Below are 12930 nucleotides of genomic sequence, written 5' to 3'. Positions count from 1 at the left end.
TCAGAAGCCACCTCCCAGGATGCCCGAGGGCAGGGTCAGGCCCAGGGCCACCGCGAAGCCGAGGTAGGCCAGCGAGGAGACGAACAGGGCGACGAGGATGTCGAACACGGGGTGCGGGGCGCCGAACGCCCGCGTGATGCACCAGAACAGCAGCGCCCCGGCGAGGATCCACCCGAGCCAGGGCAGCAGGACGGCGAACGCGAGGAAGCCGAGGAAGCACCAGGCCAGCGCGCCGAAGTCCGAGTGGAACAGGGTCAGCGGGCCGGCCGCCTGGCCGACCTCGCCGTCCGCATCGGCCTGACCCTCGGGGGCCTGGCGCACGCGCACGACCTCCACCGCGAGCGCGGCGGCGATCACGAGACCTGTGACCGCGAGGATCAGCGGGAAGAAGTCCGGGCCGGGGAAGTCGGCGCCGTCGGTGTCCATGGTCAGGGACCCCAGCAGCAGGTAGAGGCTGAACGCGGCCAGCACGGCCGGCATGACGAGTCCGGAGAGCCCGGCGGCGCGTCCCCAGCGGGAGGGGGCGTCGGCGGCGGGGGGGACGGTGGATGCGTGGCTCACTTGATCTCCTCCGTCAGCGTGCCGATGCGCTCCTTCTCGGCGGCGATGAACTCCTCGAGTTCGGTGCCGGAGAGGGGCACGGGGTTCCAGTAGTTGCGCTGCACCGCCTCCTTCCACTCGGGGGTGTCGACCGCCTCGGCGATGAGGGTCTCGAGCTCGGTGCGCTCCTCCGCGGAGACGCCCGGCGGCACGAACAGGGCGCGCCAGTTGGTGAGCGTGACGTCGTAGCCCTGGGAGCGCAGGGTCGGGATCTCCTCGACGCCGGCCAGCGGCTCGGCCGCCACCACGCCGAGGGCGCGCAGTCGGCCGGCCTCGACCTGCGGGTAGATGTCCGCGAAGCCGCCGGCGGAGGCCTGGGCGGTGCCGTTGAGCAGGGCCTGGATGGCCTCGCCGCCGCCGTCGGACGGGATGTAGGTGGTGTCCGCGACCGGCACGTCGGCCGTGCGGGCGATGTCCGCCATGACGAGCTGGTCGAAGGAGCCGCCGCCGGTCCACGCCACGTGGGCGGGGTCCGCGCGCCAGGCGGTCACCAGGTCGTCCATGCTCTGGTACGGCGAGTCCGCCGGGACCACCACGAGGCTGTACTCCTCGACGACGCGGCTGACCGCGGTGACCTCGGAGAGCTCGGGGCCGGTGCCGCGGGCCGCGTGGGCGGCGATCTGGCCGGTGCCGCCCACCATGAGGTTGTTCGCGTCCTCGAGCGTGGTCAGCTGCCCGAGGGCGATGGTGCCGCCGGCGCCGGGAATGTTGACCACCTGGACGTTGTTCACGAGCCCGTTGACGCGCATGGTCTGCTGCAGCTCGCGCTGGAACGAGTCCCAGCCGCCGCCGGCGGCCGCGGGGGCGATGAGGGTCAGGTTGGTGCGGATGTCGTTGCCTCCCGAGGCCGAGCGGATGGAGAAGGCGGAGGCCGCGAGCACGGTGAGCACCGCGATCACACTGAAGACGATCCGGCCGATCCCCGTGCGTCGGCGCGGGGGGCCGTCGGGGGAGGTGGAGGACATGGCGGTTCCTAACAGAGACACCCCGCCGCCAGGGAGTGGCGGCGGGGACAGGTGCGAGTGGTGGAGGTCACGGTAACAGCGCAGCGGGGCTGCGTGCGCTCCGCGTCCGCAGAGTGACCGACGACAACCGGTCCGGGTGGTGACGGGGGCCGCGCCCATGACGCACAGTGGTCCCCATGACGATCATCAGCACCGGAACCAGCACCCCCGAGAGCGCCGCGGCCTGGCGGGCCGCTCTGGCCGAGGCGGCCCTGCGCGGAGAGGACGTGGTCTGGTTCTCCCTCGACGGGACCGAGCCGGACGAGGCGGAGGCGCGCGAGGCCGGCGTCGCCGTGTCCGTGGCGCACGCCCAGGAGCGCGGCCGGGACGCCGTCGGCGACCTGCTCGAGCATGCCGAGCGCGTGGGCGCGAGCCGGATCGTGGTGGGCGTGAAGCACCGCTCCCCCGTGGGCAAGCTGCTGCTGGGATCGGCCGCGCAGCAGATCATCCTCGAGGCGCGCGTCCCGGTGGTGTGCGTCAAGCCGTGAGGGCCGCCCGCCCGGACCAGCCTGGGAACGCCGAAGGCCCCGGAACCGTGTGGTTCCGGGGCCTTCGTCCTCGGTGCGCGAGGGGGGACTTGAACCCCCACGTTCTTGCGAACACTGGCACCTGAAGCCAGCGCGTCTACCAATTCCGCCACTCGCGCGAGCGGCTTCCTGATCTCGGCTCCGGACATCCGGCGACCGTCACAGGCAGCGAGGAATACTCTAACCCCCGGCCGCCCGGGCGTGCAAATCGACCCCGACGCCCACCCCCGCGTCCCCGCCACGCCCGTGGCTCGCCCCCTCCGGCACCTCTCCCACCCGCGCTCCACCCCGCAGAATCCCGCTGTTCTCGGCGGTCTCCCAGCCCGGCCCGTAGTATCGGGACGGACAACTGTGGAAAGGGGCCCCGTCGTGGGACTTCTGGACAACCTCGAACGCGGCCTGGAGCGGGCCGTGCGCTCGGCCTTCTCGGCCGGCGGTCCGCGGGCGGTCAAGCCGGTGGAGATCGCCTCGGCCCTGCGACAGGCGATGGACGACGAGTCGATCGCGCTGTCCGAGGGCCACACGGTCGCGCCCAACAGCTACGTGGTCCACTTCTCCCCCGCCGACTTCGAGCGCGCCCGCTCGTGGGGGTCCACCCTCGCCAGCGAGCTGTGCGATGAGGTCATCCGCCACGCCGACTCCCAGGGCTATGCACTGCCCGGCACGGTCCGGGTCGCCTTCCACCCGGACGCGGACGTGCGCGGCGGGGACCTGCGCGTGGTCACCCGCCTGGACGACGGCTCGCTCACCGCCCCGGCCCCCCACGACGACGGCGCCTCGCCCGCCACCGCCCACGGCCCGGGAGCCACCGCCCCGGCGCCGGACCGACTGGTCGAGGACCCGCCGGCGGCCGCGCCCCGCGAGCCCTCCCCCGCCCCGCGCGTCGGGCCCCGTCCGGCGCCCCGCCGGGCCGCCGCCCCGGCCGCGCCCGCCGCCCCCTCCCACGCCGACCAGCCGACCGTCGTGATGGGCCGCCCCGTGACCGAGCCCGCCGGCCCGGCACTCGAGCTGGACGGCCGCATGCTCCCCCTGGACGGGGACGACCTGATCCTCGGCCGCTCGGCCGAGCGTGCCGACCTCGTGATCCCGGACTCCTCGGTGTCCCGCGAGCACCTGCGCCTGCTCACCGTCGGCTCCACGGTCACGCTCCTGGACCTGGGCAGCCGCAACGGCGTGCTCGTCAACGGCCGCCGCGTGGACGGCTCCGTCACCCTGCGCGACGGGGACGTGGTGACCGTCGGCCAGACCGAGCTGCTGTTCTTCGGCGGGACGGGGGGCCGCGCATGAGCGAGCTCGCCGTCGCCGTGCTCCGCATGGGCCTGCTGCTGGCCCTGTGGGTGCTGATCATCTCCATCGTCATGGCGCAGGGCCGCGACCTCGTGGTCGGCCGGCGGAACAAGACGCGCCTCCAGCAGGCCCAGCGCGACGCCGGCCTGGTCACCGCGGTGCCCGCGGCCGGGGCCGCCGGGGCGGGCTCGTCCGCGGTCGACCGCCCCGCGCCCGCGTCGACGCCGTCCCCCGCCGCGTCCGCGCCGACGACGCCGGCCCCGCGGCTGTCCCGGACTCTGCGGGTGGTCGAGGGCCCGAAGGCCGGGCAGACCATCGCCCTGGAGGGCCGTCCCCTGCTGATGGGCCGCGCCCAGGACGCCGACCTGGTGCTCGTGGACGACTACGCCTCCGGCCGCCACGCCCGGCTGTTCCCCCAGGGCACCCGCTGGTTCCTCGAGGACCTCGGCTCCACGAACGGCACCTACGTCAACGGCGCCCCCGTCACCCGCGCGGTGCCCGTGGGCCCCGGCACGGCCATCCGCATCGGCAAGACCGTCATGGAGCTCGAGGCCTGACCCATGACCCTCGTCCTCCGCTACGCCGCCCGCTCCGACGTCGGCCGCGTCCGTGCCAAGAACGACGACTCCGCCTACGTGGGCCGTCATCTGGTCGTGCTCGCGGACGGCATGGGCGGGCACGTGGGCGGCGACGTGGCAAGCGCGTCCACGGTGCTGGACCTGGCCCCGCTGGATGCGGTGGGCTACGAGGACCCGGCCACGGTGCTGCCGGACGAGATCCAGAACGCCAACCTGATCCTCAACGAGCTGGTGCACGCCAACCCCAAGCTCGCCGGCATGGGCACCACGTGCACCGCCGCCCTGCTCGCGGGGACCACGCTGCACATCGCGCACATCGGCGACTCCCGTGCCTACCGGCTCGCGAACGGCGAGTTCTCCCAGGTCACCACGGACCACACGTTCGTGCAGAAGCTCGTGGACGAGGGGCGTCTCGAGGCCGGGGAGGCCCCGTTCCATCCGAACAAGAACGTGCTCATGCGCGTGCTCGGCGACGTGGACGCCTCCCCCGAGCTGGACGTGTTCGAGGTGCCCGTCGCCCCCGGAGAGCGCTGGCTGTTCTGCTCGGACGGCCTCACGGACGTGGTCTCCCCCGAGAAGATCCACGAGGTGCTGCGGGACTCGGAGGCTCTCAACCAGGCCGTCGACACCCTCGTGGACCTGACCCTCAAGGGCGGCGCCCCGGACAACGTCACCGTGGTGGCGTTCGAGATCGCGGAGGGCACGGCGGAGGAGCTGGCCCCCGTCCCGGACGTCCACCTGTCCGAGCAGGCCCTCGCCGCGGCCCACCCGCCCGAGGTCGGCCCGGTCTCCGGCCTGCTGCTGCGCGAGGACCTGGACGCACGACCCCACCTGCTCGTCGGCGCGGCCTCCAACGCTGTGAGGACCGATCGCATCCCCGTGGTCACCCGCAGCTCCACGCGCCGCCGCGCCGCTGCCCTGCTCGGCGAGACGCCCGTGCCGGAGAACCGTCCCCGGCGCACCGCGGCCGTCCTCACGGACGGGCCGGATCCCGACGTCGCCGCGCGCCCGGACCCGTCCGCCCCGCCCGCCGCGCCGCGCGGCACCGCGGCCGCCGTCGGCTCCTCCTCCGCCGCCACACCGGCCGCCACCGCTGCCGACCAGCCGTCCGACGAGGCCGCCGAGGCGTCGGCCACGGCCCCCACCCCGGCCCCGGCGACCTCCGGGCCCGCCGGCGGCTCCGAGGCCAGGGCCGCGCGTCGGCGGCGTGGGAAGGACGACCGCCCGGTGCAGTACCGTCGCGGCTGGTTCATCCCCGTATTCACCACGCTGCTCGCCCTCACCCTCGCGGCCGTGGCCGTGTGGGGCTACCTGTGGACCCAGACGCAGTACTACGTGGGGGCCAACGACGGCCGGATCGCCGTGTTCAAGGGCGTCTCCCAGCGGCTGGGCCCGCTCGAGCTGTCCCACGTGGACCGCCAGACCGACCTCCCGGTGGACGCGCTGCCCGCGTACGCACGCGACCGCGTGAACGCCGGCATGGCCGCCCGGGACGTGGACCACGCGGAGCAGATCGTCGCCGAGCTGCGCGACTCGCTGCACCCGAACGCCCCCGCCCCCGCCGGTGAGCCCTCCGAGCGGGCCCGGCCGAGCGCGACGCCGTCGTCGTCCTCCGCCCGCCCCTCGGACGCGTCCGGCTCCGCCGCGCCGACGAGCCCGGCATCGTCCCCGAGCGCGACGGGAGGTGAGGCCCCGTGACCGAGGTGATCTCCCCCGCACGCCCGCGCCGGAACATCGAACTGGTCCTACTGCTGGCCGCCCTGGCCATCGCCCTGGGGGCGGACCTGCTGGGCATGATCGGCACGGACGCCCCGCTGGACTCCACCGCCTGGGTGCCGCTGGGCATCTTCGGCGCGGCCACCCTCGTGCTGCACGTGGTCCTGCGGCTGCGGGCCCCCTACGCGGACCCGTTCATGCTGCCGATCACCGCCCTGCTCAACGGGCTGGGCCTGGCCATGATCCACCGGCTGAGCCAGGACGCCGCGATGGCCAACCCCACCTCGCAGCTCGTGTGGTCCGTCCTGGCCGTCCTGGTGGCCTCCGCCCTGGTGTTCCTGGTGCGCGACCACCGGGTGCTGCGGCGCTGGCCGTACCTGTTCCTCGCCGCGTCCGGCGTGCTGCTGCTCCTGCCGCTCGTGCCCGGGCTGGGCCTGAGCATGTACGGGGCGCGGATCTGGATCGACGTCGGCTTCGGCACCTTCCAGCCCGGCGAGATCGCCAAGATCACGCTGGCCATCTTCTTCGCCGGCTACCTCTCCGCGAACCGCGACCTGATCCTGCTGGCCGGCCGCCGCGTGGGCCCGGTGACCTTCCCCCGAGCCCGGGACCTCGGCCCGTTGCTGGCCGGCTGGCTCCTGGCGCTCGGCGTGCTCGTGTTCCAGCGCGACCTGGGCTCGGCCCTGCTGTTCTTCGGCATGTTCATGGCGATGCTCTACATCGCCACGTCCCGCGCCTCCTGGATCCTCCTCGGCCTGGGCCTGATCGCCTTCGGCGCGGCGCTGGCGTTCCTGTTCATGCCGCACGTGACCGCCCGGTTCGAGATCTGGCTGAGGGCCTTCGACCCCGAGATCTACCATCGCGACTTCGGCGGCTCCTACCAGGTCGTCCAGGGCCTGTTCGCGATGGCCTCGGGCGGGCTGATGGGCACCGGCCTGGGCGCGGGCAACCCCACCCAGGTGCCGCTGTCCTTCTCGGACATGATCCTCACGGCCATCGGCGAGGAGCTCGGCTTCGTGGGCCTGGCCGCCGTGCTCGTCCTGTACTTCCTGCTCGTCACCCGCATGATGCGCGCCGCCCTCGGCGTGCGCGACGCGTTCGGCAAGGTGCTCGCCTCCGGCCTGGCCTTCACCATGGCGTGGCAGGTGTTCGTGGTGATGGGCGGTGTGACCCTCGTGCTGCCGCTCACCGGCCTCACGACGCCGTTCCTCGCCGCCGGCGGCTCGTCGCTGCTGGCCAACTGGATCATCGTGGGGCTCGTGCTGCGCATCTCGAACGCCGCCCGCCGTCCCGCGGTCGTGGACGGGATGGTCAACGCGTCCGGGCCCGGCGCCGGCCACCTCGACCCCGGCACGGCGCTCCCGGCGGCCGCTGTGCCCCCGGGAGGAGGTGAGGAGCGGTGAACGAGGCGATCCGACGCACGTGGACCGTCATGGCGGCCATGATCCTGGTGCTCGCGCTGGCTGCGTCCGTCATCCAGGTGCTGGCCGCGGACCAGCTCAAGACGCACGCCCTGAACTCGCGGCAGATGTTCCTGGAGTTCGGCGCCCCGCGCGGGCCGATCCTCGTGGACGGCGAGCCGATCGCCGAGTCCGTCCCCTCCGACGACGCGTACCACTACCAGCGCGTCTACCACGAGCCCGAGCTGTACGCCCCGCTCACGGGCTTCTATTCGCTCACCTACGGCACCGCCGGGCTGGAGGCGGCCATGAACGAGCAGCTCTCCGGCACCCCCACGTCCCAGTTCGTGGACCGCGCCATGGAGATCATCACGGGTGCCACGCCCGAGGGCGACCAGGTGGAGCTGACGATCGACCCCGAGCTGCAGCGTCTGGCGTACGACGCGCTCCCGGACGGCGTGCGCGCCTCCGCCGTGGTCACGGACCCGACGACGGGCGAGATCCTGGCCATGGTGTCGAAGCCGAGCTTCGACCCCAACGCGCTCTCCTCGCACAACCCGGCCGAGGCGCAGGCGGCGATGGCCGCGATCGATCAGATCCCCGGTGCCAGCGCGTACCGCAACCGCGCCTCGGAGCAGCTCGTGTCCCCCGGCTCCACGTTCAAGCTCATCGACGCGGTGGCCATGCTCGAGTCCGGTGACTACACCCCGGACGGGACGGTGGACATCCCCGCCGCGTGGACGCTGCCCGGCACGACCACGGAGCTGCCCAACTACGACGGCTCACCGTGCAACACCGTGGGGCGTCAGACCCTCACATGGGCGCTGGCACAGTCCTGCAACACCCCGTTCGCCATGGCCGCCGTCGAGCTGGGCCAGGACCGGATCCGGGAGGCCGCCGAGCGGTTCGGCTTCAACGACTCCTTCGAATACCCGCTGCCCGTGACCGCCTCCGTGTTCCCCTCCGACCTGGACGACGCCGCGCTGGCGCAGTCCTCGATCGGCCAGCGGGACGTGCAGGCCACCGCGCTGCAGATGGCCATGGTGGCCGCCGGCATCGCGAACGACGGCGTGGTCATGGAGCCGCAGCTGATCAAGGCGGTCCGCCGTTCGGACCTCACCACGGTGCAGGAGTTCAGCCCCCGTGAGCGCGGCCGGGCCACGACCCCCGAGGTGGCCGGGCAGGTCTCGGACATGATGGTCTCGGCGGTGGAGGACGGCATCCTGGGATCCGTGCAGTCGGACACGGTGCGGATCGCGGCGAAGTCGGGCACGGCCGAGGTCGGGGACACGGGCAACGTGCACTCCTGGATCACCGGCTTCGACGCGAGCGAGAACCCCCGGGCGGCCGTGACGATCGTGGTGGAGGACGAGCCGCCGGGGGTTGGACATCAGACAGTCGTCAGTGGCATGAAGGCAATCATGGAAGCGGTGGTCACGGAATGAGGCCGACATCGGGCATCACCCTCGGCGGCAGGTACCAGTTGACCGATCGCATCGCGATCGGCGGCATGGGCGAGGTGTGGAAGGCGCGGGACAAGGTCCTGGGCCGGATCACCGCCGTGAAGATCCTCAAGGAGGAGTACACGGGTGACCCCAACTTCCTGCGCCGCTTCCGGGCGGAGGCCCAGCACACCGCGCTGCTGAACCACCCCGGCGTCGCCAACGTCTACGACTACGGCGAGGAGAAGGGCTCCGCCTACCTCGTCATGGAGCTCGTGCCCGGCCAGCCGCTGTCCTCCATCCTCGAGAAGGAGAAGGTGCTCTCCCCCGAGCGGACCCTGGGGATCATCGCGCAGACGGCGGCCGCGCTCTCGGCGGCCCACGCCCAGGGGCTCGTGCATCGCGACGTCAAGCCCGGCAACCTCATGATCACGCCCACCGGCCGGGTGAAGGTGACGGACTTCGGCATCGCGCGCCTGGCGGACCAGGTCCCGCTCACGGCCACCGGCCAGGTGATGGGCACCGCCCAGTACCTCGCGCCCGAGCAGGCCACGGGGCAGCAGGCCACCGGCTCCTCCGACCTCTACTCGCTGGGCATCATCGGCTACGAGGCCCTCGCCGGGCATCGCCCGTTCACGGGCGAGTCCCAGATCGCGATCGCCCTCGCCCAGGTCAACGACACCCCGCCGCCCCTGCCGGACACCGTCCCGGCCCCGGTGCGCGCCCTGATCATGTGCATGCTCTCGAAGGACCCCAAGGAGCGGCCCTCGGACGCGACCGCGCTCTCGGAGGCCGCCGAGGCGCTGCGTCGCAAGGACACCCGCGGCGCCGTGGAGGCCGTGCCCCGCCTGGCCGTCTTCCTCGAGGAGCAGGGCGTGGCCGACCCCTCGGGCGCCGAGACCGCTCCCCTGGACTACGACGGCCTGCGCACCACCCATCCGCGCGTCGAGGGCACCCGGGCGGACGGCTCTCCCGCCACCGCGGCGCTGCCGGTGACCGCGGCCCAGCCCCGCACCGACGACGCCGCCCGCGGCCCCGGCGCCGCCGGTGCGGCGGCCGTGGGCGCGGCCGGTGCGGCCGGTGCGGCCGGCGCCGTCGCGAGCACGCGCGACCACGAGATCGCCGCCGTGCGCGACCAGCAGACCCGCCCGGGCGACGTCGTGGACCCGGCCCCGCCCGCCGGGGGCGGCTCCGCGCCCGCCCGCCGGCGACGCGCCAACCGCTGGCCGCTGTGGGCACTGCTCGGACTCGTGGTGTTCGCCCTGCTGGGGGCGCTGCTGTGGCCGCTGCTCACGGGGGGCCGCGGCATCGGAGGCTCAGCGCCGGCGACCTCGCAGGACGAGTCGTCCGTGCGCGTCGACCCGGAGGCGTACAGGGGTCGCCCCGTGAGCGAGGTGCGCACCGAGCTCGAGGGCCTCGGCCTGGCGGTGCGCGAGGAGGACCGCGACGCGCAGAGCCCGCAGGGCACCGTCGAGGAGATCAACCCCGTGGGGGCGCTGCGGCGCGGCGAGACCGTCACGCTGGCCGTCTCCACCGGTGAGGGCGTCATCCCGGAGGGCCTCGTGGGCCAGCCCGTGGAGAGCGCGATCCAGACGCTGCGCGACCGCGGCTTCACCGTGGACCGGGTGGACGACCCGTCCGCCGACGGCGCCGACGGCGAGGTGGTGCGCGTGGTGCCCGGCGAGGGCGAGCGGCACCGCTACGACACGCACGTGCAGCTGATCGTGGCCACCGGCGGGTCCGACGCCGCACCGACCCGCGAGGCGTCCCAGCCCGCCTCGGAGCCGGAGCCCAGCGCGTCGGAGGAGCCGAGCACCGAGCCGAGCCCGTCGGCCTCGGACGAGCCCAGCCCGTCCCCCACCGCCGAATCCCCGACGGCCACCGCCGACCCGGAGCCCACGCCGGAGCCGTCCGAGGAGCCGACGACGCCCACGGGGGATCCGACGACGGAGTCCTCCGGCGAGTCCACGGCGCCGACGGGCGAGTCCACCACCGACCCGTCCGCTGACGCGCGTGGCGCGGAGGCCTCGTCCGCCGACGCCACGCCCTCCGCCTGAGCGGCGGGCGGGACGAGCACGCGGACGTGTCTGTGGACGAGCAGAGGACCCTGAACGGGCGGTACCGGATCGGTGAGCTGATCGGGCGCGGGGGCATGGCGGACGTCTTCCGCGGCGAGGACCTGCGGCTGCACCGCCCGGTGGCGGTCAAGCTGATGCGCCGGGACCTGGCGCGCGACCCGCACTTCCAGGCGCGCTTCCGCAAGGAGGCACGCTCGGCGGCCTCCCTGAACCACCCCTCGATCGTCTCCGTGTACGACACGGGCGAGGTCTCCCTCGAGGACGGCCTCCATCCGGTGGACTGCCCGTTCCTGGTGATGGAGCTCGTCTCCGGCCGGACGCTGCGGGAGATCCTGCACGCCGAGGGCGCCGTGGGCACGGACCGTGCCGTGGCCTGGACCCGGGGCGTGCTGGAAGCGCTCGAGCACGCGCACGAGGAGGGCATCGTCCACCGCGATGTGAAGCCCGCGAACGTCATGGTCACGGAGACGGGCGCCGTGAAGGTCATGGACTTCGGGATCGCCCATGCGCTGGCCGACACCTCCGCCACCACGTCGCAGACCCAGGCCGTGGTGGGCACGGCCCTCTACCTGGCCCCGGAGCAGGCGACGGGCCGCACCGTGGACGGCCGCGCCGACCTCTACGCGGCCGGCTGCCTGCTGTTCGAGCTGCTCACGGGCCGACCCCCCTTCACGGGTGACACGCCGCTGGCCGTGGCCTATCAACACGTGCGCGAGGAGCCGCCGGCGCCCTCCGACGTCGACCCCGACCTGCCGCCCGCGTTCGACCCCGTGGTGCTGCGCGCCCTGCGCAAGGATCCGGAGGACCGGTTCCCCACGGGCACCGCGTTCCTCGCGGCCCTCGAGGAGGCCGCGGCGGATCCGCACGCCGGCCCCGGCCGTCACACCCCGCCGCTCGATGCCTTCCCTCCCGCCCTCGTCGGCGCGGGCGGCGCGGTGCTGGGCGCCGCGGCCGCGGAGCACGGGGCCGACGTGCCGATGGCCGCGGTCCCGCTGACCCGGCCGACGCCCTCCGTCCCGGCCGAGCCGGACGCCGCACAGCCCCAGGCGGCGAACCATGCCGTGGCGGGTGCGGGACTGCCCGGCGCCGCCTCCGCCGCGCAGCTTGCCGCCGCCGCCGCCATGGACGGCCCCCGCCCGGTGACGGTCGGCCAGCCGGTGATGCCCGGTGCGGCCGCGACGCCCCGGCCCGAACCGCAAGGGGACACGCCGGCGCCAGCGACGGCCACGCACCGTCGCGTCCGCCGGCGCCTCCGCCGGCGCACGCTCCTGGCGGCCGGCGCGGTCCTGGTCGCGCTGGCCCTGGTCCTGGCGCCGTGGCTCGCGGCGGCCCTGCGCAACACCGTGGAGGTGCCCGCGGTGGTGGGGCTGCAGCAGGACGAGGCGGTCGCGGCGCTCGAGGACGCGGGCCTGGTGGCCGTCGTCTCGTCCGCGTACATGGCCGACGCTCCGGACGGGACCGTCACCCAGAGCGACCCGCCGACGGGCACGGAGGTGCCCCGCGGGGCCGAGGTGCGGATCCGGGTGTCCCGCGGCGAGGAGGGCATCGCGCTGTCCGACTCCCTGCACGGGCTGTCCGAGGACGCGGCCCGCCGCGAGCTGGAACGGCTGGGCCTGCGTGTCTCCTCCGTGCAGTACCAGGACGACGGCCGACTCGAGCGCGGGCTGCTCGCCCGCACCGACCCCGCGATGGGCACGCACGTGCCGCCCGGCTCCTCCGTGGTGCTGCACCTGTCCAGCGGCATGGTCGCCGTGCCGGACGTGGTGGGGATGAGCGCTCCGGACGCGCGGCGTCAGCTGGCGCTGAGCGCCCCCGAGCTGCGCGTGCGGATCCAGGACGAGGACGGCGCGACCACCGACACCGGCACGGTCGTGGCCCAGGATCCGCCCGCCGGCGTCCGCGTGGACAACCGTTCCTCCCTGACCCTGACCGCTTCCTCGTGGATCGCGCCCACGGCCGAGCCCTCCGAGCCGGCCCCGCCATCCAGCGAGGCGCCCGAGCCCACGCCGTCGGCGTCCGCATCACCGAGCCCCCCGCCGACGGAGAGCCCCGAGCCCTCCGAGAGCGCGGAGCCGTCACCCTCGCCGTCCGCCTCGGCCACGCCCAGCCCCGAGCCGACGACGACCGCGACGCCGTCGCCGACGCAGAGCCCGTCACCGACGTCGGCGGCCCCGTCGGAGCCGACCGGGCAGCCGCCGAGCACGTCGCCCACCGCGACGCCGGTGGACCCGCTGCCGACGCTGACGCCGGAGCCCGAGCCCTCGATCGATCCGCCGCCGTCCACCTGAGCGGACGGGG

Annotated in this window: 10 protein-coding genes and 1 tRNA gene; 8 read left to right on the top strand and 3 right to left on the bottom strand. The window is 74.4% G+C overall.

The genetic code is table 11. From position 1 onward, the window contains the following. On the bottom strand, positions 1-561 hold the full coding sequence (locus tag ACFI33_RS03705; protein ID WP_115260218.1) for a tripartite tricarboxylate transporter TctB family protein: 561 nt from the start codon (positions 559-561) through the stop codon (positions 1-3). Beyond that, positions 558-1565: a tripartite tricarboxylate transporter substrate binding protein gene (locus ACFI33_RS03700; protein ID WP_127435429.1), complete on the bottom strand. Its 1008-nt coding sequence runs from the start codon at positions 1563-1565 to the stop codon at positions 558-560. Before ACFI33_RS03700 ends, ACFI33_RS03705 begins: the two co-directional genes overlap by 4 nt. A gap of 176 nt (positions 1566-1741) precedes the next feature. Between ACFI33_RS03700 and ACFI33_RS03695 the strand changes: the two genes are divergently transcribed. Continuing rightward, a complete protein-coding gene (locus ACFI33_RS03695) occupies positions 1742-2092 on the top strand; it encodes a universal stress protein (protein ID WP_017489351.1) in 351 nt (116 codons plus the stop codon). A 74-nt stretch (positions 2093-2166) separates the two neighbouring features. On the opposite strand, the gene ACFI33_RS03690 is transcribed toward ACFI33_RS03695, so the two are convergent. Continuing rightward, a tRNA-Leu gene (locus ACFI33_RS03690) sits at positions 2167-2250 on the bottom strand. A 250-nt stretch (positions 2251-2500) separates the two neighbouring features. Here ACFI33_RS03690 and ACFI33_RS03685 point away from each other — a divergent pair. Genes ACFI33_RS03685 through ACFI33_RS03655 form a run of 7 tightly spaced genes read left to right on the top strand, consistent with a single transcriptional unit; the run spans position 2501 to position 12920 of the window. Beyond that, positions 2501-3418, top strand: a complete 918-nt coding sequence (locus tag ACFI33_RS03685) for an FhaA domain-containing protein (RefSeq protein ID WP_078026171.1) — start codon at positions 2501-2503, stop codon at positions 3416-3418. Beyond that, positions 3415-3975: an FHA domain-containing protein FhaB/FipA gene (locus ACFI33_RS03680; protein WP_010079714.1), complete on the top strand. Its 561-nt coding sequence runs from the start codon at positions 3415-3417 to the stop codon at positions 3973-3975. Before ACFI33_RS03685 ends, ACFI33_RS03680 begins: the two co-directional genes overlap by 4 nt. A gap of 3 nt (positions 3976-3978) precedes the next feature. Continuing rightward, positions 3979-5694: a PP2C family protein-serine/threonine phosphatase gene (locus tag ACFI33_RS03675; protein ID WP_012750687.1), complete on the top strand. Its 1716-nt coding sequence runs from the start codon at positions 3979-3981 to the stop codon at positions 5692-5694. Next, positions 5691-7115: an FtsW/RodA/SpoVE family cell cycle protein gene (locus ACFI33_RS03670; protein WP_012750686.1), complete on the top strand. Its 1425-nt coding sequence runs from the start codon at positions 5691-5693 to the stop codon at positions 7113-7115. The genes ACFI33_RS03675 and ACFI33_RS03670 overlap by 4 nt, the downstream gene beginning before the upstream one ends. Next, positions 7112-8557 carry a peptidoglycan D,D-transpeptidase FtsI family protein gene (locus ACFI33_RS03665; RefSeq protein WP_010079719.1) on the top strand — a complete coding sequence of 482 codons (1446 nt, stop codon included), beginning with the start codon at positions 7112-7114 and terminating at the stop codon, positions 8555-8557. The genes ACFI33_RS03670 and ACFI33_RS03665 overlap by 4 nt, the downstream gene beginning before the upstream one ends. Continuing rightward, entirely contained in the window at positions 8554-10611 is a 2058-nt protein-coding gene (locus tag ACFI33_RS03660; protein ID WP_152743570.1) for a protein kinase domain-containing protein, read from the top strand. Before ACFI33_RS03665 ends, ACFI33_RS03660 begins: the two co-directional genes overlap by 4 nt. 32 nt (positions 10612-10643) lie before the next feature. Next, entirely contained in the window at positions 10644-12920 is a 2277-nt protein-coding gene (locus ACFI33_RS03655) for a protein kinase domain-containing protein (protein WP_170721332.1), read from the top strand. Positions 12921-12930 lie beyond the last annotated feature (10 nt).

The sequence above is a fragment of the Micrococcus sp. PSi08 genome (assembly GCF_054960655.1).
The sequence above is the reverse complement of the archived record's forward strand: the minus strand, read 5'-3'. Positions and strand labels throughout refer to the sequence as shown.

Bases quoted from the DNA above. Each gene is read 5' to 3' on its own strand.
- ACFI33_RS03700 (WP_127435429.1), bottom strand. From the start codon at position 1,565: ATGTCCTCCACCTCCCCCGACGGCCCCCCGCGCCGACGCACGGGGATC.
- ACFI33_RS03695 (WP_017489351.1), top strand. From the start codon at position 1,742: ATGACGATCATCAGCACCGGAACCAGCACCCCCGAGAGCGCCGCGGCC.
- ACFI33_RS03680 (WP_010079714.1), top strand. From the start codon at position 3,415: ATGAGCGAGCTCGCCGTCGCCGTGCTCCGCATGGGCCTGCTGCTGGCC.
- ACFI33_RS03675 (WP_012750687.1), top strand. From the start codon at position 3,979: ATGACCCTCGTCCTCCGCTACGCCGCCCGCTCCGACGTCGGCCGCGTC.
- ACFI33_RS03660 (WP_152743570.1), top strand. From the start codon at position 8,554: ATGAGGCCGACATCGGGCATCACCCTCGGCGGCAGGTACCAGTTGACC.